20 protein-coding genes and 1 pseudogene are annotated in these 24944 nt (G+C 66.0%); 10 read left to right on the top strand and 11 right to left on the bottom strand.

Going from position 1 to position 24944, the window contains the following annotated elements; all coding sequences use genetic code 11:
• Positions 1-28: 28 nt before the first annotated feature.
• Positions 29-505: an Lrp/AsnC family transcriptional regulator gene (locus ACFWO3_RS02250; RefSeq protein WP_378573240.1), complete on the bottom strand. Its 477-nt coding sequence runs from the start codon at positions 503-505 to the stop codon at positions 29-31.
• A gap of 71 nt (positions 506-576) precedes the next feature.
• Between ACFWO3_RS02250 and ACFWO3_RS02245 the strand changes: the two genes are divergently transcribed.
• From ACFWO3_RS02245 to ACFWO3_RS02230, 4 genes and pseudogenes are all read left to right on the top strand, one after another.
• A complete protein-coding gene (locus tag ACFWO3_RS02245) occupies positions 577-2100 on the top strand; it encodes an aldehyde dehydrogenase family protein (protein ID WP_378573238.1) in 1524 nt (507 codons plus the stop codon).
• A gap of 66 nt (positions 2101-2166) precedes the next feature.
• Positions 2167-3168: an acyl-CoA dehydrogenase family protein gene (locus tag ACFWO3_RS02240; RefSeq protein WP_378573236.1), complete on the top strand. Its 1002-nt coding sequence runs from the start codon at positions 2167-2169 to the stop codon at positions 3166-3168.
• Between the two features lie 66 nt (positions 3169-3234).
• Positions 3235-7803 carry an ATP-dependent helicase gene (locus ACFWO3_RS02235; protein WP_378573234.1) on the top strand — a complete coding sequence of 1523 codons (4569 nt, stop codon included), beginning with the start codon at positions 3235-3237 and terminating at the stop codon, positions 7801-7803.
• Between the two features lies 1 nt (position 7804).
• Positions 7805-8436 (top strand): annotated as a pseudogene (locus ACFWO3_RS02230) (zinc finger domain-containing protein).
• Here the strand turns inward: ACFWO3_RS02230 and ACFWO3_RS02225 are convergent.
• On the bottom strand, positions 8427-9164 hold the full coding sequence (locus tag ACFWO3_RS02225) for a DUF1353 domain-containing protein (RefSeq protein WP_378573232.1): 738 nt from the start codon (positions 9162-9164) through the stop codon (positions 8427-8429). The pseudogene ACFWO3_RS02230 and the gene ACFWO3_RS02225 sit on opposite strands and share 10 nt — an antisense overlap.
• 13 nt (positions 9165-9177) lie before the next feature.
• Complete coding sequence (locus ACFWO3_RS02220) at positions 9178-9750, bottom strand: TetR/AcrR family transcriptional regulator (protein WP_378573230.1); 573 nt, start codon at positions 9748-9750, stop codon at positions 9178-9180.
• Positions 9751-9805: 55 nt separating this feature from the next.
• Here ACFWO3_RS02220 and ACFWO3_RS02215 point away from each other — a divergent pair, with 55 nt between their 5' ends.
• The gene (locus ACFWO3_RS02215; RefSeq protein WP_378573228.1) at positions 9806-10753 is read left to right on the top strand and encodes an oxygenase MpaB family protein; all 948 of its coding nucleotides are present in this window, start codon (positions 9806-9808) and stop codon (positions 10751-10753) included.
• A 60-nt stretch (positions 10754-10813) separates the two neighbouring features.
• The gene (locus ACFWO3_RS02210) at positions 10814-11314 is read left to right on the top strand and encodes a hypothetical protein (protein ID WP_378573226.1); all 501 of its coding nucleotides are present in this window, start codon (positions 10814-10816) and stop codon (positions 11312-11314) included.
• On the opposite strand, the gene ACFWO3_RS02205 is transcribed toward ACFWO3_RS02210, so the two are convergent.
• Positions 11292-13034, bottom strand: a complete 1743-nt coding sequence (locus tag ACFWO3_RS02205; protein ID WP_378573224.1) for a glycerol-3-phosphate dehydrogenase/oxidase — start codon at positions 13032-13034, stop codon at positions 11292-11294. The genes ACFWO3_RS02210 and ACFWO3_RS02205 overlap by 23 nt on opposite strands.
• 56 nt (positions 13035-13090) lie before the next feature.
• On the opposite strand from ACFWO3_RS02205, the gene glpK reads away from it, so the two are divergent.
• Complete coding sequence (gene glpK / locus ACFWO3_RS02200; protein WP_378573221.1) at positions 13091-14602, top strand: glycerol kinase GlpK; 1512 nt, start codon at positions 13091-13093, stop codon at positions 14600-14602.
• Here the strand turns inward: glpK and ACFWO3_RS02195 are convergent.
• Positions 14563-15747 carry a PLP-dependent aminotransferase family protein gene (locus tag ACFWO3_RS02195; RefSeq protein WP_378573977.1) on the bottom strand — a complete coding sequence of 395 codons (1185 nt, stop codon included), beginning with the start codon at positions 15745-15747 and terminating at the stop codon, positions 14563-14565. The two genes, glpK and ACFWO3_RS02195, sit on opposite strands and share 40 nt — an antisense overlap.
• Positions 15748-15951: 204 nt before the next feature.
• The gene (locus ACFWO3_RS02190; RefSeq protein ID WP_378573219.1) at positions 15952-17355 is read right to left on the bottom strand and encodes an NAD(P)H-quinone dehydrogenase; all 1404 of its coding nucleotides are present in this window, start codon (positions 17353-17355) and stop codon (positions 15952-15954) included.
• Between the two features lie 105 nt (positions 17356-17460).
• On the opposite strand from ACFWO3_RS02190, the gene ACFWO3_RS02185 reads away from it, so the two are divergent.
• Entirely contained in the window at positions 17461-17922 is a 462-nt protein-coding gene (locus ACFWO3_RS02185) for a gamma-glutamylcyclotransferase (RefSeq protein ID WP_378573217.1), read from the top strand.
• 7 nt (positions 17923-17929) lie between these two features.
• On the opposite strand, the gene ACFWO3_RS02180 is transcribed toward ACFWO3_RS02185, so the two are convergent.
• From ACFWO3_RS02180 to ACFWO3_RS02170, 3 genes are read right to left on the bottom strand one after another with little or no spacing between them, the layout of a single operon-like run.
• A complete protein-coding gene (locus ACFWO3_RS02180) occupies positions 17930-19102 on the bottom strand; it encodes a M20 family metallopeptidase (protein WP_378573215.1) in 1173 nt (390 codons plus the stop codon).
• Positions 19099-20259, bottom strand: a complete 1161-nt coding sequence (locus tag ACFWO3_RS02175; RefSeq protein WP_378573213.1) for a M20 family metallopeptidase — start codon at positions 20257-20259, stop codon at positions 19099-19101. Before ACFWO3_RS02175 ends, ACFWO3_RS02180 begins: the two co-directional genes overlap by 4 nt.
• Before the next feature lie 12 nt (positions 20260-20271).
• The gene (locus ACFWO3_RS02170; RefSeq protein WP_378573211.1) at positions 20272-20973 is read right to left on the bottom strand and encodes an enoyl-CoA hydratase-related protein; all 702 of its coding nucleotides are present in this window, start codon (positions 20971-20973) and stop codon (positions 20272-20274) included.
• A 20-nt stretch (positions 20974-20993) separates the two neighbouring features.
• Here ACFWO3_RS02170 and ACFWO3_RS02165 point away from each other — a divergent pair, with 20 nt between their 5' ends.
• Positions 20994-21776 carry a purine-nucleoside phosphorylase gene (locus ACFWO3_RS02165; RefSeq protein WP_378573209.1) on the top strand — a complete coding sequence of 261 codons (783 nt, stop codon included), beginning with the start codon at positions 20994-20996 and terminating at the stop codon, positions 21774-21776.
• Positions 21777-21790: 14 nt separating this feature from the next.
• On the top strand, positions 21791-23380 hold the full coding sequence (locus ACFWO3_RS02160) for a phospho-sugar mutase (protein ID WP_378573975.1): 1590 nt from the start codon (positions 21791-21793) through the stop codon (positions 23378-23380).
• Positions 23381-23396: 16 nt separating this feature from the next.
• On the opposite strand, the gene ACFWO3_RS02155 is transcribed toward ACFWO3_RS02160, so the two are convergent.
• Positions 23397-24299, bottom strand: a complete 903-nt coding sequence (locus tag ACFWO3_RS02155; protein ID WP_378573207.1) for a DUF2797 domain-containing protein — start codon at positions 24297-24299, stop codon at positions 23397-23399.
• Positions 24296-24919, bottom strand: a complete 624-nt coding sequence (upp, locus tag ACFWO3_RS02150; RefSeq protein ID WP_378573205.1) for a uracil phosphoribosyltransferase — start codon at positions 24917-24919, stop codon at positions 24296-24298. The genes ACFWO3_RS02155 and upp overlap by 4 nt, the downstream gene beginning before the upstream one ends.
• Between the last annotated feature and the right edge of the window lie 25 nt (positions 24920-24944).

Below are 24944 nucleotides of genomic sequence, written 5' to 3'. Positions count from 1 at the left end.
AATAAATGGAATATTTACTGCGGTCGATCTATCTGTCGTAAAAAGTCTGCAGAATGATGGTGCTTCTAGTATGCACGTTGGCAGTGGCCCTGATCTCCTGAAGCAACGACTCGAGGGCTCGTGGGGACGCCACCCGCACCATGAGCACATAGCTGTCCTCGCCTGCCACCGAGTGGCAGGCTTCGATCGCGGACAGGTGACGCAGCCGAGCCGGTGCGTCGTCGGGTTGGGATGGATCGAGCGGGGTGATCGCCACGAACGCCGACAGGCCACGTCCCATGGCATCGGAATCGACCTTCGCCGTGTAACCCCTGATCACTTTCCGCGATTCGAGGCGACGCACACGCGACTGCACGGCCGACACCGAAAGGCCCGCCTTCTCCGCCAGTACGGCGAGAGTGGCCCGCCCGTCTGCGACCAACTCACGCATGAGCACGCGATCGATCTCGTCGAGCGGGGCCGTCACGGCATCGCCCCGGGAGTCGTTCTTGGAAGATTCCACCACCAGCGCAGGCTAGCCCAGCAGAGACAGAACATGCACGAAACTTGCCAGGTTCCCCGAGAGAGGTATGCATCATGACAGCCACCGATTTCACTTCGCTGCGCGACCGATCCGAGCGGGCTCTCGCCCGGTGCGGCACCGAAAACCATTCGAGTGACGCAACTTCCGGAAAGACGCTCACTTCTCGAAGTCCCATCGACGGATCCGAACTGGCCACGATCGCGGCGTCGGACGCAGCCGGGGTGGACGCGGCGGTGAGCGCGGCACACGGGGTGTTCCTGCGATGGCGCACGGTGCCCGCCCCGGTGCGGGGCGCGGTGGTCCGCAGACTCGGACAACTGCTTGTGGAGCACAAGAACGATCTGGCCGAACTCGTCACGCTCGAGGCGGGAAAGATCGAGTCCGAGGCCCTCGGTGAAGTGCAGGAGATGATCGACATCTGCGAGTTCGCGGTCGGTCTCTCCCGCCAGTTGTACGGACGCACCATGGCATCCGAGCGCCCGGGACACCGGCTCATGGAAACCTGGCACCCACTCGGCGTGGTCGGCGTCGTCTCCGCGTTCAATTTTCCCGTGGCGGTGTGGTCCTGGAACACCGCGATCGCCCTGGTATGCGGTGACACGGTCGTGTGGAAACCGTCCGAAACCACCCCGCTCACCGCGATCGCCTGCGACGCCCTTCTGCGCCGCGCGGCTCGTGACGTCGGCGCCCCCGAAGACATTCACCGCCTCGTCCAGGGCGGCGCGGACGTCGGCGAAACACTGGTCGACGAACCGCGAGTCGCGTTGCTCAGCGCCACCGGCTCGGTACCGATGGGACGCGCGGTCGCCCCGCGGGTCGCTGCCCGTTTCGGTCGCTGTCTCCTCGAACTGGGCGGGAACAACGCCGCCGTCGTCACACCCTCGGCCGACCTCGACCTGGCGGTGCGCGGGATCGCCTTCTCTGCCGCCGGCACTGCGGGACAACGCTGTACGTCGCTTCGCCGGATCATCGTGCACTCCTCGATCGTCGACGAACTCACCTCCCGCATCACCTCCGCGTATTCACAGTTGCGCGTGGGCAATCCGTTCGACGATGGGGTTCTGGTCGGGCCGCTGGTGAACGAAGCGGCATACACGGCCATGCAGTCGGCGCTGGAAAGGGCACGGGCAGAGGGCGGCACGGTGGAATGTGGCGGCGAGCGGGTCGGCGACACCGGCTGGTACGTCACACCTGCAGTGGTCCGGATGCCGGGTCAGACGAGCGTCGTGCGTGACGAGACTTTCGCTCCGATCCTGTACGTCCTGACCTACGAGGACCTCGACGTGGCCATCGAGATCCACAATTCGGTGCCACAAGGGCTTTCGTCCGCGATCTTCACTCTCGATCAGCGCGAAGCCGAGCGTTTCCTGGCGGCCGACGGTTCGGACTGCGGCATCACGAACGTCAACATCGGCACCTCGGGAGCCGAGATCGGCGGCGCGTTCGGCGGCGAGAAGGAAACCGGAGGCGGTCGCGAATCCGGTTCCGACGCGTGGAAGGCCTACATGCGCAGGGCGACGAACACTGTCAACTACTCGGACCGCTTGCCGCTCGCCCAGGGCGTCGAGTTCACCTGACCCCATCCCCTCCCCTCTGCCCCGGACGAATGGGACGCCCGTCCATTCGTCCGGCAGTATGGACCCGTGACCGACTGGCCCGAACTAGCGGTGGAGCTCGCCGAGGACGTCCTGTTCCCGGTGGCGGACAGTGTCGACGTCGACGGGGAGATCCCGACGAGTCATTTCGACACGCTGGCGTCGGAAGGGTTCTACGGTCTCACCGCCCCCGATTCGGGTGTCACGCCAGGTGTCCTGGTCGAAGTCGTCGAAACCTTGTGCGGCGGCTGCCTGGCGACGGCGTTCACGTGGATGCAGCACCTCGGCGTCCTTGCTCGGTTCGCCGGTTCGGCAGACGACGAAATGCGCGAGACCTACCTCTCCGGGTTCGTCAACGGAGCGGTGCGGGCCGGCGCCGCCATGACCGGCGCTGTCCCGACGCCTCCGACGCTGTGGGCCCGCCGCGTCGACGACGGTTACGTGCTCGACGGGGTGTCTCCCTTCGTCAGCGGTTGGGGCCTCGTGGACGTCCTGCAGGTCTCTGCACGAGACGAGTTCGACGATTCTGTCGTGCACATGATCGTCCGTGCGGCCGAGGCGCCTGGGATCTCGGTCCAGCCGATACCTCTCATCGCGGCACGTGGGAGCAACACCGTTCGGCTGACGTTCGACGACTTCGCGGTGCCGGCCACGTCTGTGAGCGGAATCGAGACTGTCGACGAGTTCGGGCGCAGCCAACTCTTCGGGGTCTGGATCACCGGTTGCCTTGCGATGGGGGTGACGCGCCGGTGCATTCACGAGCTGAGTGATCTCGGTGTCGACGTGGACCCGTTCGAGGAGCAGGTGTCGCGTGCCCGTCTCGAGCTCAACGCCGCACTGGAGGGCAGCGCGGACATGTCGACAGCACGAGCAGAGGCGTCCGAACTTGCGGTGCGGGTCGCATCTTCGTTGGTGGCGGCGACGGGCAGCGCGTCGCTCGTCGGGAGCAACACTGCGGAGCGACTGATGCGCGAGGCCACGTTCACCCTGGTCGCGGCGGGCAGGCCCGAGATCAAGGCGGCCCTGCTGGACCGCTTCTCCCACCTCTGACCCCGGACCAATGGGACGCCCATCCGGTCAGATCGTACGAATGTCTCATTCGTCCGTGGATGCGCGATGCATGTCGGTATCGCCGTGCACTATGGAACGGTGACCGACGTACTCGGCAGGTTCTCCGCCGCCACCAGGGAGTGGTTCGACGGCGCCTTTCCCGCCCCCACCGCCGCCCAGCTCGGGGCGTGGGAGTCGATTGCGGGTGGATCGCACACGCTCGTCGTGGCACCCACGGGGTCGGGTAAGACGTTGTCCGCATTCCTGTGGGCTCTCGATCAGCTGGCAACCAGCGAGCACGACACGGATGCGCCGCATGAGAAGGCTGCCGCCCGCAAGACCAAGGTCCTGTACATCTCACCGCTCAAGGCACTCGGTGTCGACGTCGAGCGCAATCTGCGCGCTCCTCTCGTCGGTATCACGCAAACAGCGAAGCGGTTGGGGGTGAGCCCACCCGACATATCGGTCGGGGTCCGCTCGGGCGACACACCCCCGGCGACGCGACGCACTCTGATCAGCAAGCCTCCGGACATCCTGATCACCACACCCGAATCGTTGTTCCTGATGCTCACGTCGGCTGCGCGCGAAACGTTGACGCAGGTCGACACCGTCATCGTCGACGAAGTGCATGCCGTTGCTGGGACAAAGCGTGGCGCACATCTCGCGCTGTCCCTCGAGCGTCTCGATCAGCTTCTCGAGTCCCCGGCTCAACGAATCGGCCTTTCCGCGACCGTCCGCCCACACGAGGAGGTCGGTCGTTTTCTCGCCGGGTCTGCGCCCATCCGCGTCGTGGCACCGCCAGCTCCCAAGACTTTCGACCTCACGGTGCGCGTCCCGGTGGAGGACATGACCGAACTGGGAGTTGCCGAGCCGGACGAGGAATCCGCGTCGCCCACACCCCAGGCGGGTTCGATCTGGCCGCACGTGGACGAACAGATAGTGAATCTCGTCGAAAAGCACCGGTCATCGATCGTGTTCGCCAACTCACGACGTCTCGCAGAACGACTCACGGCCCGGCTCAACGAGATCCACGCCGAGCGAGGCGGCGAGTCCATCGACCGCAACCCGAAACCGGCATCCCAGATCGGTACGCCTTCGGAGGTGTCCTACGGCGCGGAATCATTGCTGGCCCGGGCGCACCATGGGTCGGTGAGCAAGGACCAACGCAAGCTCATCGAGAACGACCTCAAATCGGGTCGTCTCCGGTGCGTGGTGGCAACCAGCAGCCTCGAGCTCGGAATCGATATGGGCGCGGTCGATCTGGTCATCCAGGTCGAGGCGCCGCCATCGGTCTCGAGCGGACTACAGCGGGTGGGCCGCGCAGGGCACCAGGTCGGTGAGATCTCTCGCGGCGTGGTGTTCCCCAAGCACAGAACGGATCTGCTGCACTGCACGGTGACGGTCGAGCGCATGGTGTCGGGGCAGATCGAGGCGCTTTCGGTGCCCGCCAATCCGCTGGACATTCTCGCTCAGCACACGGTTGCGGCCACTGCCCTCGAACCGATCGACGTCGACGACTGGTTCGACACCGTACGGCGCAGCGGTTCGTTCGCCACCCTCCCCCGATCTGCCTTCGAGTCGACGTTGGACCTTCTCGCCGGCCGGTACCCCTCGGACGAGTTCGCAGAACTTCGACCTCGTGTGGTCTGGGACCGCGATGCCAACACGCTCACCGGCCGTCCGGGTGCACAGCGCCTTGCCGTCACGTCGGGCGGCGCCATCCCCGACCGCGGCTTGTTCACCGTCTACATGGTCGGCGAAAAGGCTTCGCGCGTCGGCGAACTGGACGAGGAGATGGTGTACGAGTCGAGGGTCGGCGACGTGTTCGCTCTCGGTGCCACGAGTTGGCGAATCGAGGAGATCACGTTCGATCGGGTTCTGGTGAGTCCCGCGTACGGGCTCCCGGGCAGGCTTCCGTTCTGGCACGGGGACGGTCTCGGCAGGCCGGCCGAGCTCGGTGAGGCACTCGGAGGTTTTCTGCGGGAGGTGTCACTCGGTCACGAGGACGAGGTTCGGGAGCGGTGTGGTGTCGGCGGGCTCGACACCAACGCTACGAACAATCTGATTCAGCTGGTGGCGGAACAGAAGTCCACCACCGGTCACGTGCCGACCGATCGCACGCTCGTCGTCGAACGGTTCCGGGACGAGTTGGGTGACTGGCGGATCGTCCTGCACTCGCCGTACGGGCAGCGGGTCCATGCACCGTGGGCGCTCGCGGTGGGTGCACGGCTCGGCGAACGTTTCGGGCTCGACGCGAATGCGACCGCCTCCGACGACGGCATCATCGTGCGTCTGCCCGACACCGACGACGATCCACCCGGCGCTGCTCTGTTCGCGTTCGACAGCGACGAGATCGAGGAGATCGTCACCGAAGCCGTCGGTGGCTCCGCATTGTTCGCGTCGCGCTTCCGGGAGTGCGCCGCGCGTGCTCTGCTCCTGCCCCGACGCAATCCCGGCAAACGCGCTCCCCTGTGGCAGCAGCGGCAGCGGTCCGCTCAGCTTCTCGACGTCGCGCGCCGCTACCCCACCTTTCCGATCCTGCTCGAGACGGTGCGCGAGTGCCTGCAGGACGTGTACGACCTGCCTGCTCTGAAGCAACTGTTGGTCGGCCTGGAACGCCGTCGACTGCGGATGGTGGAGGTCGAGACGCAGTCGCCGTCACCGTTCGCGGGTGCAATCCTGTTCGGGTACGTGGGCGAGTTCATGTACGAGGGTGACAGCCCGTTGGCGGAGCGCCGCGCCGCCGCGCTGTCCTTGGACTCGACGCTGTTGGCGGAACTGCTCGGCCGAGTCGAACTGCGCGAACTCCTCGACGCCGAAGTGATCGAACAGGCCGAGCTCGAACTCCAGCGTCTGGTCCCGCAGCGGAAGGCGAAGGACCTCGAGGGTGCGGCCGACCTGCTCCGGATGCTCGGCCCGCTCACCACCGAGGAAGTCGGCGACCGCTGCGCACAGGATCCCGAACCTTGGCTGCACGAGCTCGTCTCGGCGCGACGTGCGTTGAACGTGTACTTCGCGGGGCGCGAGTGGTGGACGCCGGTCGAGGACGCGGCACGATTACGCGACGGCCTCGGCGTACCGCTTCCCATCGGCGTGCCATCCGCGTTCATCGAACCGGTCGACGATCCGTTGGGTGACCTGATCAGCCGGTTCGCCCGTACGCACGGGCCTTTCGTTCTCGCAGACGTTGCGGGACGATTCGGGATCGGAACGGCGGTCGCACAGGATGTTCTGCGCCGCCTCGCCCTCGACAAGCGCGTCACGGAGGGCGAATTCCGGCCGGGTTCCACCGGGAGCGAGTGGTGCGATTCCGAGGTGTTGCGGAGGTTGCGCCGCCGGTCGCTCGCAGCCGCACGTCAGGAAGTGGAACCGGTCGCAACCGCGGCCTTGGGGCGTTTCCTGCCCGGATGGCAACACGTCGGCGGCACACTCCGCGGGATCGACGGGGTGGCCACCGTGGCGGAACTGCTTTCCGGCGTGCCGGTTCCGGCTTCTGCCCTCGAATCGCTCGTGCTGCCGGCTCGGGTCGCCGACTATTCACCGGCGATGCTCGACGAACTCACTGCGACAGGTGAAGTGGTGTGGTCGGGTGCGGGCAGAATTTCGGGAAAGGATGGTTGGGTACGACTCCAGCCTGCGGACGCCGCCCCGTTCACCTTGCCCGGGCCTGCCGAGTCGGACCTGACCGAGTTGCAGAATCGCATTCTCGAATGCCTGACCGGCGGTGGCGCGTACTTCTTCCGGCAGTTGGCCGACTCGGTGGATTCGGACGACGATTCGGCCCTGTCGACTGCACTGTGGGATCTGGTATGGCTCGGCCACATCACCAACGACACCTTGTCCCCGCTACGAGCGCTTCTGTCGGACACCTCCCGGGCAACGCCCAGCCACCGCGCGCCGCGGCGGCCGCCGCGCGCCCGCCCGTACCGAACGATGGCACTGCCCTCGCGGGGCGGCCCACCCACGGTCGGTGGCCGGTGGTCGGCACTGCCGAGCATCGAATCCGATCCGACGGTGCGCGCGAGCGCCACTGCCGAGACGCTCCTCGAGCGGTACGGCGTGGTCACGAGGGGTTCGGTGATCGCCGAGAACGTTCCGGGTGGGTTCGCCTTGATGTACAAGGTGCTGGGGACGTTCGAGGACAACGGACGTTGTCGCCGCGGACATTTCGTGGAGTCGCTCGGCGGCGCCCAGTTCTCGACGCCACACGTGGTCGACAGGCTGCGGAGCTACGGGGATTCGTTGGAGGGCCGCCACACCGGCAGTGCAGCACTCACACTCGCGGCGTGCGATCCCGCCAATCCTTATGGCGCGGCACTGCCGTGGCCTACTCGCACGGGCGACGGCCCTGCGCATCGGCCCGGACGAAAGGCGGGCGGCATGGTGGTTCTGGTCGACGGTGAGTTGGTTCTGTTCGTGGAGCGCGGGGGCCGGACGGTTCTCACGTTCTCCGACGATCCTGGGATTCTCCGCACCGCGACTGCGAGTCTCGCGGACACCGTGAAGGGCGGTGGCGTCGACAAACTCGTGGTCGAGAAGGTGGACGGAGAGACGGTGCACGGCAGCGATTTCGCACCGGTTCTGACCGAGTCCGGCTTCTCGGCGACGCCTCGTGGATTCCGGCTACGGTCCTGACATGCCGGAGGGAGACACCGTCTGGCGGACCGCCAATCTGCTTCGCGATGCTTTGACGGGGCACGAGATTCTCACGTGCGACATTCGTGTTCCGCGTTACGCGACAGTCGATCTCACCGGCGGGACTGTCGACGAGGTCGTCAGTCGGGGGAAGCAGCGCGAATCGTGTTGGCCACCGAGAACCGGGTCGCGGTTGGATTTTCGCTGGGTATCACCGAGGTCGTGCGACGCGAACACGAGGACGAGGTCGTCGGACATCTCGGACCGGACCTGCTCGGCGACGATTGGGATCCCGAACAGGTCCTCACGAATCTCTTGGCATCGGCCGACGAGCCGATCGCACTCGCTCTCGTCGACCAGCGAATTCTGGCGGGTGTCGGAAACGTGTATCGCAACGAGCTGTGTTTCCTTCGGGGTGTCCATCCTCTCACTCCGGTCGACTCGGTGCCGGATCCGAGTGCGATGATTCGACTGGCGCACCGAATGATGAACGCGGACGAGAACAATGCGGTTCGTCGTCGACCGTGGGTATACGGGCGCGCCGGTAAGAGTTGCCGCCGTTGTGGGAGCAGGATCGAGTCTTTCGAGCTCGGCGGGCAACCGATCTGTTTCTGCCCGCACTGTCAGGTATGAGTTCCGCCCAGCACGTTCGTCGGCGGCCCCAACGGCGGCGGCGTCGGAGCACTACGGCGGCCGAAGGCCCAGGCGAGACCGTCCGGCACCCACAGCACGGCTGCGGTCGCAATGGTGAGCAGATAGGTCGGGGCGACGAGAGGCAGAATCACGCAGCCGAGCAAGGCGACCGGAAAGTCCCGGCGCCACAGCATCGCCGTGACAACCGGTGCAATCAGCAGCGCGAGAGCGTAACCGGGGTGTCCACCCATGAGCGCCCACGGCGCCCCGACAACCCAGCACAGCATTCCCAGTACATGTTGGGCGATCAGGAGGAATCGAAGGTACCGGGTGAAGGTCCAGTACCGGCCGACCTCCACACCCACCCAGAAGAGCAGACTCCTGCACCGGCCGACTCCTTCGTCGAGGAGCGCGAGGCGGAACAGCTCGTCGGCGCGACGACGGAGCCGCATTCCGGAACGTCCTGCTTTCAATGCCTGATTGCTCAGGTCGTCGTGCATGACCGCAGGTAGCAGTTGCCTTCCATACGGGGTGAGCAAGCCGCGTAGGGGTGCTGGTACCGATGCCAGATCCGTGCGCAGTGTGCAGGGCAGGCAGTGCGGGACGTCTACGACCATGTCTTCGTGGACGTACACGAATGCATCGTCCAGGGAGAACAATCGGTGGTCGAGGACACGGAGACGTGGTTGTGGTCGACGGTTGTCTTCCACCGATACCTGGAACGGCATGTTGCCCTCACTTCTACCGAGATCGATTGGCCTCCAACACCAGGCCGACGCAGTGCTCGACCAGTTGGCCGCGGGTGGCCTCGAGTGAACCGTCGAGGTACCCGATGAACAGATTGGTGAGGGCGCCGACGAGACCCACTGCCACCAGTTGCTTCTGCACCGGATCCGTGACGGCGGAAAGTTGGTCGTGCACGAGGCCCACAAATCCTGGCATCAGCTCGAGGCCTCGCCCGCCCAACGCAGGCTCGGACAGCGGCGCGACCAGGAGCACTCGCCCCATGGCTGGGTCGTCGACCATCAACTTCACGAATGCGTCGACTGCTGCGGTCGCCCGTTCGCGCATCGAGGATGCCGAGGCAACGGCCGCAACGAGAGCGTCGCGTCCTGTTTCCCCCACTTCGGCGTAGACCGTGCGGACGAACTCGTCTCGATCGGTGAAGCTCTCGTAGAAGTACCGTTCGGTGAGGCCGGCCGCCCGGCAGACCGCTCGCACGCTCACCGCCGGGCCGTTCTGCGCTCCGAGCAGCGCAATCCCGTGTGAGAGCAGCGCTTCTCTCCGGGTCTCCCGCCGTTGTGCCAGGGTCACCGATCCACCTCCCAGAACTCTTGACTACGGGCGTTGTCAACCCTAGTCTGACAACATGCGTAGTCACCCGGTTGACACGAACTTACCGACTCCATTGGGTCCCGATTCACTGACTTGGAAGTACTTCGGCGACTGGCGCGGGATGCTACAAGGCCTTTGGGCCGGTTCAATGCAGAACATGCATCCAGGGCTGGGCGCCGGGGTGGAGGAGCACTCGCACTTCTTCGACGAGCGATGGGAGCGGCTCTTCCGTTCGCTCTATCCGATCGGCGGTGTCGTCTTCGACGGAGACCGCGCCCAGCACACTGCCGAACAGGTTCGCGGCTACCACGAAACCGTCAAGGGCGTCGACAGGCGCGGTCGCCGGTACCACGCCCTCGACCCCGAAACGTTCTACTGGGCACACGCCACGTTCTTCATGGGCACGATCGTCACCGCAGAAAACTTCATGGGCGGCCTCACGGAAGCGGAGAAACGTCAACTGTTCACGGAGCACATCCAGTGGTACCGCCTGTACGGCATGAGCATGCGACCGGTGCCGGAGACCTGGGAGGAGTTCCAGGCGTACTGGGGCCACATGTGCCGCAACGTTCTCGAGGACAACAAGGCGACACGTGACGTCCTGAACCTGTCGACGATCGGCGCGCCGCCGTTCATGGCGTGGCTACCCGCCCCACTGTGGTCGATCGCTCGCTATCCGATCGCGCACGGGTTCGTCTGGCTCACCGTCGGCATGTACGACCAGCCGGTGCGCGAGCTTCTCGGGTTCACGTGGTCGGCTCGAGACGAGCGACTGCATCGCGTCGTCGGCAAGGCCGTGAATGCCGCATTCCATCTCGTTCCGGTCCGAATGCGTCGGCACCCGAGGGCCCGAGCGGGATGGGACCGAGCCGAAGGGCGCAGAGGTCCCGACGCCCCGCTCGTACACACCCCCGCGCGCAACCTGCCGCCCGTCCACCGGCGCGGCGAACCGATTCACTACAGCCCGAAGGTCACCCACTGACCCCGTGAGCGGTTGGCGACACTCTGGACTCGCTATCCACGCACAGGGATACTCGACGTCGTGTTCGCCCGTGAACAGAGCCTGTCCGTCGAACATGCCGCCGGCCGGGTCAGTGCGTACGTCTACGGCAATATCCTGGTGCTCGCCGCACTGGTACCGGTCACCCGGTCCCAGGAGACGTTGGGGGTTGCGGTGGTGCTGGGCGCCGCCCTGTCCACCTTCGTGGCTCACGCCTTCGCCGAAGTCGTGGGACAGAACATCCGCACCGGCGAGAAGCTCGACCGCGCCCAACGACTAGCCGAGCTACGCGACGGCGTACCGATTCTGAGCTCGGCGTTCATGCCCATCGCCATCCTGTCCACCGCGTGGCTGGGCTGGCTGGAACCCCGCACCGCCCAGCTGGTGGCAGAAGCAGTGATGGTCTGCCGGATCGCGTCGATCAGTTACGTGATCAGTCGACTACGAGGTGACCCCGTGCGTTGGCACACGCACCTCGCCGCTTTCGTCCTCGCGTTCGTCGCAGCTCTCGTCGTGTTGCTCAAGATTCTTCTGACACACTGATCGCCGGTTCCAGCAGCTCCACCCGCGACTCGGGGGCGGCGGCGCGCAGCGCGTCGGCGGATTCGTCGTCCGGTTGCGCCTGTGACCGCACTTCGGCGTCCACACGTGCCCGATAGAAGTCGACTTCCCGGTCGATCTCCCCCTGGCTCCAGCCGAGCACCGGAGCCACGAGACACGCGACTTGCTCTGCGCAGTTCACCCCACGATGCGGGTACTCGATCGCGATGCGGGTTCGGCGGGCCAGAATGTCGTCGAGGTGGAGCGCACCTTCTGCGGCCGCCGCGTACACCATCTCGACCTGCAGGTATGCGGGCGCATCGGTGAGAGGCTGCAGAAGTTCCGGTCTACCTTCCGCCAGATCGAGCACCTCACCGATCAGGGAGCCGTACCGATCGAGCAGATGCTTGATGCGGTAGGGGTGCAGACCGTGAACCTCCCCGAGGTGCACCGTCTGGTTGACCAGGGCGAAGTAGCCGTCCGCTCCTGCGAGCGGAACCTTCTCCGTGATGGAAGGTGCCACTCGCGCCGGAATATCGTCGGAGGCGAGGTCCACGGCATCCTCTGCCATGACCCTGTACGTCGTGTACTTGCCACCCGCGATCGCCACGAGACCGGGTGCAACACGCGCGACCGCATGTTCGCGCGACAGCTTCGACGTCTCGTCGCTCTCCCCCGCCAGCAGTGGGCGCAGGCCTGCGTAGACACCGTCGATGTCATCGTGTGTCAACGGGGTCACCAGCACCTTGTTGGCGTGCTCGAGCAGATAGTCGATGTCGGCCTTCGTGGCAGCGGGATGCCCGAGATCGAGGTTCCAGTCGGTGTCCGTCGTGCCGATGATCCAGTGCCCGCCCCACGGAATGACGAACAGCACCGACTTCTCGGTGCGCAGAATGATCGCAGCGTCACTGACAATCCGGTCGCGCGATACGACGATGTGAACACCCTTCGATGCGCGGACCCGGAATCGTCCACGCTGGTGCGACAGTTCCTGGATCTCGTCGGTCCACACACCCGTCGCATTGATCACGACGTGTCCTTTGACCTCGGTGGTCCGTCCGTCCTCGCAGTCGCGAACCCGCACTCCGGAAACCCGGTCGGCTTCCCGCAGAAAGCCCACCACCTGCGTCGACGTGCGCACCACTGCTCCGTAGTGCGCTGCCGTCCTCGCCACCGTCATCGTGTGCCGCGCATCGTCGACGACCGTGTCGTAGTACTGGATGCCACCGATCAGCGAGTCCCGCTTGAGCCCCGGGGCCATCCGAAGCGCACCCGAACGAGTCAGATGTTTCTGCGCAGGAACCGATTTGGCGCCGCCCATGCGGTCGTACAGGAAGATTCCGGCCGCCGTGTAGGGCCGCTCCCAGAATCGATGCTCGAGCGGAAAGAGGAACTTCAGTGGCTTCACCAGGTGCGGTGCCAGGGTCGTCAACGACAGTTCGCGTTCACGAAGCGCCTCACGCACGAGCCCGAACTCGAGCTGCTCGAGGTAGCGCAGACCGCCGTGGAACATCTTCGACGAACGACTCGACGTGCCCGAGGCATAGTCACGTGCCTCGACGAGCGCCACCTTGAGACCGCGGGTCGCCGCATCGAGAGCGGCCCCGGCGCCCACGACACCACCGCCGATCACGATCACGTCGAAGATCTCGGTTCCCAGCGCGTCCCAGGCAGCGTCACGCTGATTGGGCCCGAGGAACTGGACACCTGGCTGATTACTCAACTCGTACTCCTGTGAGTTGACGGCGGATTCCCGACCAGGCTAGTAGCTTCGTGCGTGTGATTCAGTACATCGCTTCGATAGACCAGGGCACGACGTCGAGTCGCTGCATGATCTTCGACCACGACGGCGCCGTCGTGAGCGTCGCCCAGAAGGAGCACGAACAGGTGTTCCCGCAGGCGGGTTGGGTGGAGCACGACCCGAAGCAGCTGTGGATCAACACGCGTGAAGTCACCGCTCAGGCTCTCGCGAAGGCAGATCTGCGGCGCGAGGAGATCGTCGCCATGGGAATCACGAATCAGCGCGAGACCACGGTCGTCTGGGACCGCAACACCGGAGAACCGGTCTACAACGCCATCGTGTGGCAGGACACTCGAACCGACCGGCTGTGTGTCGAACTCGGCGGTGAGCACGGCCCCGATCGCTACCGCCGCGAAACGGGTCTGCCGCTGTCCACGTACTTCTCCGGCCCGAAGGTGCGATGGATTCTGGACAACGTCGAGGGTGCCCGCGAGCGGGCCGAGGCGGGTGACCTCGTGTTCGGCACCATCGACACCTGGATTCTGTGGAATCTCACCGAGGGAACGCACGTCACCGACGTGACCAATGCGTCACGCACCCTGCTGATGAATCTCGAGACGCTCGACTGGGATCCACAGATCTGCGAAGACTTCGGGATTCCGATGTCGATGCTGCCGGAAATCCGCAGTTCCTCAGAGATTTACGGGACCGGCCGCGAGCGTGGGCCGTTGCCCGGTGTCCCGGTCGCCGGGATTCTGGGCGACCAGCAGGCGGCGACGTTCGGGCAGGCCTGCCTCGACGTCGGCGAGGCCAAGAACACGTACGGCACCGGAAACTTCTTGCTGCTCAACACCGGAACCACCCCCGTGCCCAGTGAGCACGGATTGTTGACGACGGTCTGCTACAAGATCGGCGACGAGCCGGCGGTGTACGCACTCGAGGGTTCGGTAGCGGTCACCGGTTCTCTGGTGCAGTGGCTACGGGACAACTTGGGAATCATTCGCTCCGCCAAGGACATCGAGCCGCTCGCGAGGAGCGTCGAGGACAACGGCGGCGCGTATTTCGTGCCGGCCTTTTCCGGCTTGTTCGCGCCGCGCTGGCGGCCCGACGCACGAGGCGTCATCGCCGGGCTCACCCGTTACGTGAACAAGGGACACCTCGCACGGGCCGCCCTCGAGGCGACCGCGTACCAGACACGCGAGGTGATCGACGCGATGCGCGCCGATTCCGGCGTCGAACTCGCGGCTCTCAAGGTGGACGGCGGCATGGTCGTGAACGAGACGCTGATGCAGTTCCAAGCCGACATCCTCGGCGAGTCCGTCACTCGCCCCGTCGTCAACGAAACGACCGCCCTCGGCGCCGCATACGCCGCCGGTCTGGCCGTGGGGTACTGGGAGAGTCAGGACGATATTCGCCGCAACTGGCAGGCGGGGCACACCTGGGAACCCGTCATGGAGGATGCCGAGCGCGAGCGACTCTACGCGGAGTGGAACAAGGCCGTCGAGCGCACCTACGACTGGACGACGGACTCGGCGGCAGATCCGTCGTAGGCGCCGCGGAGTCTGCGCACGGCGTCTACGAGGACGTCCTCCGAACTCGTCGCGAAACACAGCCGCAACTGGCTGCTCAGATCCGCTCCCACTCCGAATGCGGCGCCCGGCACGAAGGCGACACCGTGCTCGATGGCCGTCTGCAAGAGCACAGACGTGTCGACCGGGGAAGCGGTATGCCCGTAGAACTCCATCCAGCAGAACATTCCGCCGACGGCCGGTGACACGCTCGCGATTCCTGCGAACTCGTTTTCGACCGCTGCCACCAGCACTTTCGCCCGCGCACCGTACCGCCCCCTGAGTTCGGTGAGATGCTCTGCGAGCCACGGCCCGTCTGCAAGCAGCCCCGCGGCCACTTGCTGCGTCAACGACGATCCGCACAGATCTGCGCCCTGCTTGAGCAGTTCGACCGCCTGACACACCTCACGCGGGCCGTGCAGCCAGCCCACCCGCAACGCGGGCGCGAGAATCTTGGATGCGCTGGACAGACGAACGACGCGGTCCGAGAGGGCAGCCACGGGGTCCGGTGTCGGAGCCTCGAACCACAGTTCGCCGTAGGGATCGTCCTCGATCACCCAGAAGCCGTAACTGTCCGCCAGCTGGGCAAGGCGCGCACGACGGTCGGCGGCGAGAACCACGCCGCGCGGGTTGTGGAAGTTCGCGACCGTGTGGACCACGGCGGGCCGAAGACCCTGCGTCAACATCGATTCGAGCACGGACACGTCCATGCCGTCCTCGTCGAGCGGCACTGCCACGACCTCGGCTTCGGCGGCGCGAAAGACCTGCAGCGCACCGGTGTACGCCGGGTCCTCCACGACGACCGTGTCACCAGGATCGAGCAGGGCCTGAGCGAGAAGGCTGAGCGCCTGCTGCGAGCCGTGCGTGACCACCACTTCTGCTGGGTCGAGGAGGCGTCCGAGACGTGCCCCCTCGCGGTCCGCCAGAACCTTGCGGAGGGCGAGAATCCCGGTCGTCTCCGCGTACTGCACGGAACCCGGGTCGGTGAGAACCCGGTCCATCTCCTGGCGAATCCGGTCCCGCGGAATGAAGGCCGGGTCGGGAAGGCCACCGGCGAGGCTGACTATGTCCGGTCGGGCGGTGAGGGTCAGCAGATCGCGGATTGCAGAACTGCGCAACCGGTCCATACGACGCGCCAGAGAAGGTGATGAATGCACGAGAGCTCCCAGGTAGTTACCGAAGAACACCCTGGCCGTCCTGGGTCAACGGGGCGGGAAGAGCGCCGAAGGGCTGATCGAATGGTGCCGATCGTGCTTCGACTATCCCACCCCGATGACCAGAATATGAAATCGGCTTCTCAAATACCGGGAAATCGCCGCTGGGTGAGTGACTCAGTCCAGATCGTCGTGGCGCATAAGCTGGCGGGCCGCCTCGGTGATCGAACCGGTCAACGACGGGTACACCGAGAAGCTGTGTGCCAAGTCGTTGACCGACAGGTTGTTCTGAACCGCGATGGCGATCGGCAGGATCAACTCGGAAGCAGTCGGGGCCACGACCACGCCACCGATCACCACGCCGGTAGCGGGACGGCAGAATATCTTCACGAAACCGCGGCGCAGCCCGGACATCTTCGCCCGAGGGTTGGTGTTGAGGGGCAGCATGACGGTGCGTGCGGGAACTTCGCCGTCGTCGATCGCCGACTGACTCACACCGACCGTGGCGATCTCGGGACGTGTGAACACTGCGGAGGCAACGGTTTTCAGCTTGATCGGGCTGACCCCCTCACCGAGCGCGTGGTACATCGCGATGCGTCCCTGCATGGCCGCGACCGAAGCGAGCGGGAGCAGGCCGGTGCAGTCACCCGCCGCATACACACCCGACACCGAGGTCCGCGACACCCGATCGACTCGCAGGTATCCACCGTTGTCCAGCTCGATGCCGACCTTGTCGAGTCCCAGATCGTTCGTGTTCGGCACAGAACCGACGGTCATCAGCGCATGACTGCCCTCGACCGTGCGGCCATCGGCCAACTTGGCGACGATGCCGCTCTCCGTGCGTTCGACCGACTCGGCACGAGCATGCTTCACGAGCGTGACACCACGTTCGGCCAATGCGTCCTCGAGGACGAGTGCGGCGTCTGCGTCCTCCCCCGGCAGCACTCGGTCACGGCTCGACACGAGTGTGACCTTCACACCCATCTCGGTGTAGGCCGACACGAACTCGGCACCGGTGACACCGGAACCGATCACCACCAGATGCTCGGGAAGCTCGTCCAGGTCGTAGAGGTCGCGCCAGGTGAGGATCCGCTCACCGTCGGGCTCGGCACCCGGAATGATGCGGGGGCTGGCACCCGTGGCGATCAACACCACATCGGCGTCGATGGTGCGCTTCTCGCCGCTGCCGAGCGTGGCACACACCTGGTGCGCTGCCATTCCGATCTCCGGATCCGTCAGCTCCGCCGTGCCGGAGAGCAACTCGACGCCGACACTCTGGAGCCGAGCACGAATGTCCGAGGACTGCGCCTGAGCGAGGCTCTTCACACGCGCATGAATCTGCGGGAGCGCAATGGTCGCCTGTGACGGGTCGAGGCTGATTCCCAGGTCGGTCGCGCGCCGCATGTCGGTGCGCACACCGGTCGACGCGATGAAGGTCTTCGAGGGCACACAGTCGAACAGGACGCAGGCACCACCGATTCCGTCCGAATCGATCAGCGAGACGGTGGCCCCGTATTGCGCGGCGACGAGCGCCGCCTCGTAGCCTGCTGGTCCGCCACCAATGATCACGATCCGGGTCATGTGTCCTCCAAGTCGACTGGCCGACCGGGGTCTCCGGTCCGGGCTCACGCTATTGCAGCGATACTGCGCGCATCAGATTACTAGGCACCGATTAGGCTTTCCGCCGTGTCGATCTACGCCGCCTACGGGTCCAACATGCATCCGGAGCAGATGCTGCAGCGCTGCCCCCATTCACCGACCGCAGGCACCGGTTGGCTGAACGGATGGCGACTCACCTTCGGTGGCGAGGACATCGGCTGGGAGGGGGCGCTCGCCACGGTCGTCGAAGAGTCGAGCGCCCGGGTGTTCGTGGTGCTCTACGACGTTCCCGAGGAAGACGAGACCCGGCTCGACCGGTGGGAAGGGTCGGAACTCGGCATCCACCGCAAGATTCGCGTGCGAGTCGACACGGACGAGGGACCGGTGCTCGCGTGGCTGTACGTCATGGACGCGTACGAGGGTGGACTGCCCTCCGCTCGCTACCTCGGCGTGATGGCCGACGCTGCAGAGATCGCCGGCGCACCCGCCGACTACGTTCGCGACATTCGTACCCGCAACAGCCGCAACGTCGGCCCGGGCACCGAATAGCGCAGCTCTAGCTCCCGCCCGGATCGCTCCCACCGAGCGCGAGGCCGGTGAGCACACGCACACCCACTTCCAGCGCGCGTTCGTCGAGATCGAACGTGGGCTGGTGAATGTCGCGCTGCTCCCCCTCGCCCGACCAGACACCGAGACGCGCCATCGCACCCGGCACCTCTTCGAGATACCAGGAGAAGTCCTCGCCACCACCCGACTGCGGGGTGTCGGCGAGAGCGTTCGGCCCGACCGCACGAATCGCATCCTCGAACATCCGGGTGGACACCTCGTCGTTGACGACCGGGGGAACCCCACGTCGATAGTCGAGCTGGTAACCGACCCCGGTCGGTGCGAGCAGACCGTGCACGATTTCCCGAACCAGCGGTTCGAGCAGCTCCCACGTCGCGTGGTCACCGGTCCGAACGGTGCCGGCCAGCATGCCGGTCTGCGGAATCGCGTTGGGGGCCTGGCCCGCATTGACCGCACCCCACACCATCACCGTGCTGGTGCGGGGGTCGATTCGCCGGCTGAGCATTCCAGGGAGTCCGGTCACGACCGTGCCGAGAGCGTGCACGAGATCCGCAGTCAGGTGTGGCCTCGACGTGTGCCCGCCCGCCGACTCGAGCACCAGCTCGACGGTGTCCGCGGCCGAGGTGATGGCACCGAGTCGTACGCCGACCCGGCCTGCTTCCAGGCGTGGATCGCAGTGCAGCGCGAAGATTCGTGACACATCCTCGAGCCGACCGGCTGCGACCACGTCGAGTGCTCCGCCGGGCATCACTTCTTCGGCCGGCTGGAACACCAACCGCACGCCCACGGGAAGATCTGGGATCTCGCTCAGCGCGAGCGCGGTTCCCAACAGGATCGTGGTGTGCGCATCGTGCCCACACGCATGCGACACCCCGGGAACCGTCGACGAGTACGTCGCACCCGTCAGCTCCTGCAACGGTAGTGCGTCGATGTCCGCACGGAGGGCGATCCGAGACCCGGTGGTGGGGCCGATGTCACAGGTCAGGCCGGTGCCCTTGGGCAGAACCTGCGGCGCCAGACCGGCGGCCGCGAGCCGCGTGGCCACGAATTCGGTGGTCGCGTACTCGCGTCGAGCCAGTTCGGGATTGGCATGGATGTGCCGGCGCCACTGAACGAGATCCTCCGTGTGGGTCCGAATCCATTTGTCGACTGCCGCGTTCACCGAGCATCGACTCCTTCCAGCAGTCGTTGTCTCTGCCCGTCGTCGGTGGCCGCCCGCATCACGGTTTCGGCGAGTGCGCGTGCCCCATCGAGCACCGCGCGGTCGGCGGATTCGGTAATGCACGCCTTCGTGAACTGCGGCTGATGAGTGACGGCGCCGGCCGAATCCAGCCCGATGACAGGGTGAATGCCGGGCACCAGTTTGGTGACGTTGCCCATATCGGTGCTCCCCAACGGACGTGCCCGTTCCCATTCGACGGGCAACGGGGTCCGACCGAGTCCGGTAAGCACCTCCCGGTACGCGTCGGTGAGCCACGGGTCGGGTGTCAGCTCCGCGTACGTCGGCGACACGGTTCTGATGCTGTGCGTGCAGCCGGTTGCCAGCGCACCGGCAGCGAAGCACGCGTCGGCCCGTTCGGTGAGCTCGGAGAGAGCCTGTGAGGACTCCGCGCGCAGGTAGTACAGCAATTCCGAATGCGCCGGCACGATGTTCGGAGCGGTACCGCCCGCGCTGACGATTCCGTGGATCTGAGTACCCGGTGCAAGGTGCTGACGCAACAACCCGACAGCGACCTGCGCCACCGTTGCCGCATCTGCCGCGTTCCGACCGAACTCCGGGGCGGCCGATGCGTGCGCTTCCCTACCGGTGAACGTGACCGCGATGTCCGACAGCGCCAGCGACGTCGCACCCACGATGTCGATCGGTCCTGGATGAACCATGACAGCAGCCGCGACGTCGTCGAAGACACCGTGTTCGAGCATCACGACCTTGCCGCCGCCGCTCTCCTCGGCCGGAGTTCCCACGACTCGAACAGTGATGTCGAGCCGGTCGGCGACCGCAGCGAGACCGATACCGGCACCCACCGCCGAGGCTGCGATGATGTTGTGACCGCACGCGTGGCCGATCTCCGGCAACGCGTCGTACTCGGCACACACGGCGATCACCAGATCACCGCTGCCGTAGCTCGCCTCGAACGCGGTCGGGAGGCCGGCGGTACGGCTCGTCACCTCGAATCCGCGCTGCTTCAGCAGATCCGTGATCTTCTCGGCACTGCGAAACTCTTCGAATGCCAGCTCCGGCTCACGATGGATCGAATGGGACAACTCGATCAGGTCCGCCTCGGCAGACCGAATTGCCGCATCCACATCCGATTTCACGAGCTCATTCTCTCACCCGCCGAAGCTGAAGTTGCTCTTGTCCGTCACGGTCGCGAGCGCGGTCAGAACGTCGGCGTGGATGCCCTTCTTGATCCCGACGAGGTTGTCGCTACGGGTCGCGGTCAGCGCACCTGCGCGCTCGACTGCCGAAGAGAGGACCTGGCCGCCGTCCACCGCTGTGTCCGCGATTCCGGCCGCAACAGCGTCGTGGCCGCCGAATCGACGACCCGTCACCATTGCCTCGACCGCTGTCTGCTTGGGGAGCCGCGAGTTGAGCAACGCGGACATTCCGACGGTGAACGGCATGTTCAGCGTCACCTCGGGGAGGCAATAGAACCCGCGGTCGCCGCGCATCACCCGGAAGTCGTGCGCCGAAGCGAACATGGCGCCGGCGCCGAAGGCATGGCCCTGCACGGCCGCGATCGTCGTCATCGGGAAGGCGAGCAACCTGCTGTACACGGTGTGGACCTTGTCCAGGTACGCAGGGAGATCCTCGAGGTTCGCGAAGATGTACGTGGTGTCCAGGCCGTTGGAGTAGAACTTGCCGGTCGCCGTGGTCACGAGGGCTGCGGGGCCCTCGTGCGACTCGACCTTGTCGAGCTCGGCATGCACCGCGTCGACCCAGTCCGGGTGGAAACGGTTCTCGTTGTCCGTCTCCCCCTCGTTGCCGAGATACAGGATGAATACGTCACCGTCACGCTCGAGATAAGGCATGGATGGAAGACTAACGCCCCATGGGAACGCATGATGCCGCGGCCACCGCGATCGCAGAGCGCACCGGCCGCGAGAAGCACTCGATCGCCGTCGTCCTCGGTTCCGGCTGGCAGGCTGCGGCAGACCGGATCGGGACCCCCGACGCCGAGATCCCGGTGAGCGAGCTCCCCGGTTTCGCACCACCGTCCGCAGCCGGGCATTCGGGGACGGTGCGGTCCGTGACGGTCGGCGACAACCACGTGCTCGTCCTCCTCGGACGCACCCACGCGTACGAAGGGCACGAGTTGGATCGCGTGGTTCATCCCGTGCGTGCGGCGATCGCAGCCGGCGCGGACACGGTCGTCCTCACCAACGCGGCCGGCGGCATCCGTCCCGAGTACTCGGTGGGACAGCCCGTTCTCATCAGCGATCACCTCAATCTCACGGCTCGCTCACCGCTGAGTGGGGCAGAGTTCGTCGATCTGGTGGACGCCTACGCCCCCGAACTGCGCGCAATCGCCCGCGACATCGACCCGACTCTCGAGGAGGGCGTGTACGCGGGACTGCCCGGACCGCACTACGAGACCCCGGCCGAGATCAGGATGCTGCGCACCCTCGGCGCCGACCTGGTCGGCATGTCCACCGTTCACGAGACGATCGCAGCCCGTGCCCGCGGCGCTCGCGTACTCGGAATGTCGCTCGTCACCAACGCCGCTGCGGGCATCACCGGAGAGCCGCTGAATCACGAGGAGGTACTCGCCGCAGGGCAAGCATCCGCAGAGCGAATGGGTGACCTTCTCAGGCAATTGGTGTCTCGACTGTGAGCCTCGATTCGAGTATTCGACAACGGGTCGACGCCTGGATCGAGGGCGATCCGGATGCGGACACCCGCGATCACCTCAGGGCTGCCACCGATGACGAACTGCAGGAATGGTTCGCCGACACACTGGCTTTCGGAACCGCTGGACTGCGGGGACCGCTCCGCGCCGGCCCGAACGGTATGAACACCGCCGTCGTGGTGCGCACCACTGCAGCAATCGTCTCGTGGCTACGCGAGCGCTGCCTCGGCGGCGGCACGGTCGTGGTCGGACGCGACGCTCGCCACGGTTCGGAGAAGTTCGCAACTGCCACGGCAGAGGTCTTCGCGGCAGCCGGATTCGAGGTGGTGCTACTCCCCCGCCCGCTTCCCACCCCGATAGTCGCCTTCGCCGTGCGGCACCTCGGCGCAGTTGCCGGGGTACAGATAACGGCCTCCCACAACCCGGCCCCCGACAACGGTTACAAGGTGTACCTGTCCGGTGGGGCACAGCTGATTCCACCGGCCGACCGCGAGATCGAGGCGGCAATCGCCGGCGTCGGGCCGGCGGCGACCGTGCCCCGCACACCGGTCACTCCCGCCGACGACGGATTGATCGACAAGTACCTCGAACGCGTCCGGTCGTTGCCCATCCGTGTCGACCGTTCCGTTCGAATTGCACTCACCGCCATGCACGGGGTGGGCGGCGCCACCTGCGTCGCGGCCCTTCACGCGGCCGGTTTCGACGACGTCCACGTCGTCACGTCCCAGTTCGAACCGGATCCGGACTTCCCCACGGCCCCGTTCCCCAATCCGGAAGAACCGGGGACCACGGACGCCCTTCTCTCCCTGGCCGCGAACGTCGAGGCCGACATCGCGATCGCTCTCGACCCGGACGCGGACCGATGTGCCGTCGGAGTACCGGGGCCCCGAGGTTGGCGCATGCTCACCGGAGACGAGACCGGGGCGCTGCTGGCGGACCACCTGCTCTCGTCGGCGCCGCCGAACTCGTTGGTGGCCAACACCATCGTCTCGTCGCAACTGATGTCGGCGCTGGCTCTGGCACGCGGTGCTCGTTACGCACGCACCCTGACCGGTTTCAAATGGCTCGTGCGTGCCGGAGACGGTCTGGTCTATGCGTACGAAGAAGCGATCGGCCACTGCGTCGACCCGACCTTCGTGCGCGACAAGGACGGGATCTCCGCCGCCGTGGTCGTCGCCGACCTCACCGCTGCCCTACGAACACGAGGCACCACCCTGCTGGATGCTCTCGACGATCTGGCCGTCGAGTTCGGGGTTCATGCGGCAGCCCAGGTGTCCAAGCGAGTGGACGATCTCGCGGACATCGCCGCGGTGATGACACGTGTGCGCGCCGACCCGCCGGCCACGTTGGCAGGCCGGGCCGTCACGACGGTGGACCACCTGGCCGTGCGCGGCCCGCTCCGAACGGATGCGGTGGAACTGGTGGGCGACGGAATCCGCGTCATCGTGCGCCCCTCCGGAACGGAGCCCAAGCTGAAGGCCTACCTCGAAGCGATCGTCCCCGTCGCGCGCCGCGCGACGCTTCCGGACGACCGCGCGGAAGCGGAAGCGATCCTCGGCGAGCTCGGAACGTTCGCCCGAGGGCTCTGATTCGCCGAACCGCGCCTCAGAACAGGGCGGACTGGACCGCGGGCAGTGTCGACGAGTACTCGCCGAATCGGACCCGCCGCCCCTTCAACCGGGTGAAATCGACGACGTACGACACGTCTCCGATCCGGGCAACGGCCGCCTGGCCCACACAAGCGTCCACGGTGAACCCGTGCGCACCCGAAGTCAGCTCGTTCGGGTACTCGATCCTGTTGCCGACCGACAGCTCGCGTAGCCCCGCGACCCGCCACGTTTCGTTCACGGTGTGGAAGGTCGAGTCTTCGGGTTCCGGGACGAGCATGTCGCGGACACGTTGCGCCAACGACGCGGTGGAGTCCTCGAGTCGAGCCGAGTCGACGGGCAACGCGAGCGCCGCAGCCTTGGCCGACGACCGCACGGCCTGGCGTACCTGCAACTCGTCCGTCACCCGGTCCTCGAGAACCCTGATCACCTTGCCGTCGGATGCCCAAGCAACGTAGTGCGCACAGATGGCGCCCTGCTCGGCGAGCCGGCCCCATTTGCGTGTGTTCGCCGCGGTTCCGACCTTGTGGACACCATTGGCGAAAGTGGCGATGTACAGCCAGTGCGGCTGCATCACGTGCTTCTCGAGGCCGCCGGAAACGAATCCGCTGCGGTGAATCGTGTGCACGAAGCGGAAGTCGTCCTTCGTCTCGCATTCGGCGCACCGAGACCCGGCCTCCACCGGGGACTGCTTCGGACACGCCACGTACTCGGATCGTCCGTCCGCGCCGAACGCGACGCGACCGGTGCACCAACGACCCGTACCGAGAACCTCGAAACCGATCCGGGCGCCGCGCAGGTCGATGTTCTCGACCTGCTGCGTCGACACGTCGAGAACGCGCAGGCGGGGGTCCCCCTCGGTCGACGGCCACGCCACCCCGAGGACGAGTGACGTGTTCACCGTGGACCGAACTGGCGGTCCCCCGCGTCTCCGAGGCCGGGAACGATGAAGGCGTTCTCGTCGAGCCCCTGGTCCACGGTCGCGGTGATCAGGCGCACGGAATGATTGGAATTCTCCAATGCGGCGACGCCCTCGGGTGCAGCGACGACGCACACGGCGGTGATGTCGGTTGCGCCGCGCGCGGCGAGAAGGTCGATGGTGTGCACCATCGAGCCACCGGTCGCCAGCATCGGATCGAGTACGTACACCGGCATGCCCGAGAGGTCGGCCGGTAGCGATTCCAGATAGGGCACCGGCTGGTGGGTCTGTTCGTCACGTGCCATACCCACGAATCCGACCCGCCCCTGCGGAACGAGCGCGCTGGCCTGCTCGACCATGCCGAGTCCGGCTCGGAGCACGGGCACCAGGAGTGGCGGATTCGACAATCGGACGCCATCGGCCACCGCGACCGGGGTCTCGACGTCGAAGTGTTCGACGGGGGCCTCGCGCATGGCCTCGTACACGAGCATGTGCGTCAGTCTGCGTAGTGAGGCGCGGAATGTGGCATTGTCGCTGCGTGAGTCTCGCATCGTGGTCAGCAGGGCCGCCGCCAATGGATGGTCGACAACGTGCGTGTTCATGATCGAAGAATAATCGGACGTGCGG

The sequence above is a fragment of the Rhodococcus sp. NPDC058521 genome, assembly GCF_042719695.1.
GTDB lineage: Bacteria > Actinomycetota > Actinomycetes > Mycobacteriales > Mycobacteriaceae > Rhodococcus_F.
The sequence above is the reverse complement of the archived record's forward strand: the minus strand, read 5'-3'. Positions and strand labels throughout refer to the sequence as shown.

What these genes read in the sequence shown, in the direction of transcription:
- ACFWO3_RS02235 (WP_378573234.1), top strand. Translation starts at nt 3,235, where the DNA reads ATGCATGTCGGTATCGCCGTGCACTATGGAACGGTGACCGACGTACTC.
- ACFWO3_RS02225 (WP_378573232.1), bottom strand. Translation starts at nt 9,164, where the DNA reads ATGCCGTTCCAGGTATCGGTGGAAGACAACCGTCGACCACAACCACGT.
- ACFWO3_RS02170 (WP_378573211.1), bottom strand. Translation starts at nt 20,973, where the DNA reads ATGCCTTATCTCGAGCGTGACGGTGACGTATTCATCCTGTATCTCGGC.
- ACFWO3_RS02215 (WP_378573228.1), top strand. Translation starts at nt 9,806, where the DNA reads ATGCGTAGTCACCCGGTTGACACGAACTTACCGACTCCATTGGGTCCC.
- ACFWO3_RS02195 (WP_378573977.1), bottom strand. Translation starts at nt 15,747, where the DNA reads ATGGACCGGTTGCGCAGTTCTGCAATCCGCGATCTGCTGACCCTCACC.
- upp (WP_378573205.1), bottom strand. Translation starts at nt 24,919, where the DNA reads ATGAACACGCACGTTGTCGACCATCCATTGGCGGCGGCCCTGCTGACC.
- ACFWO3_RS02245 (WP_378573238.1), top strand. Translation starts at nt 577, where the DNA reads ATGACAGCCACCGATTTCACTTCGCTGCGCGACCGATCCGAGCGGGCT.
- ACFWO3_RS02190 (WP_378573219.1), bottom strand. Translation starts at nt 17,355, where the DNA reads ATGACCCGGATCGTGATCATTGGTGGCGGACCAGCAGGCTACGAGGCG.
- ACFWO3_RS02165 (WP_378573209.1), top strand. Translation starts at nt 20,994, where the DNA reads ATGGGAACGCATGATGCCGCGGCCACCGCGATCGCAGAGCGCACCGGC.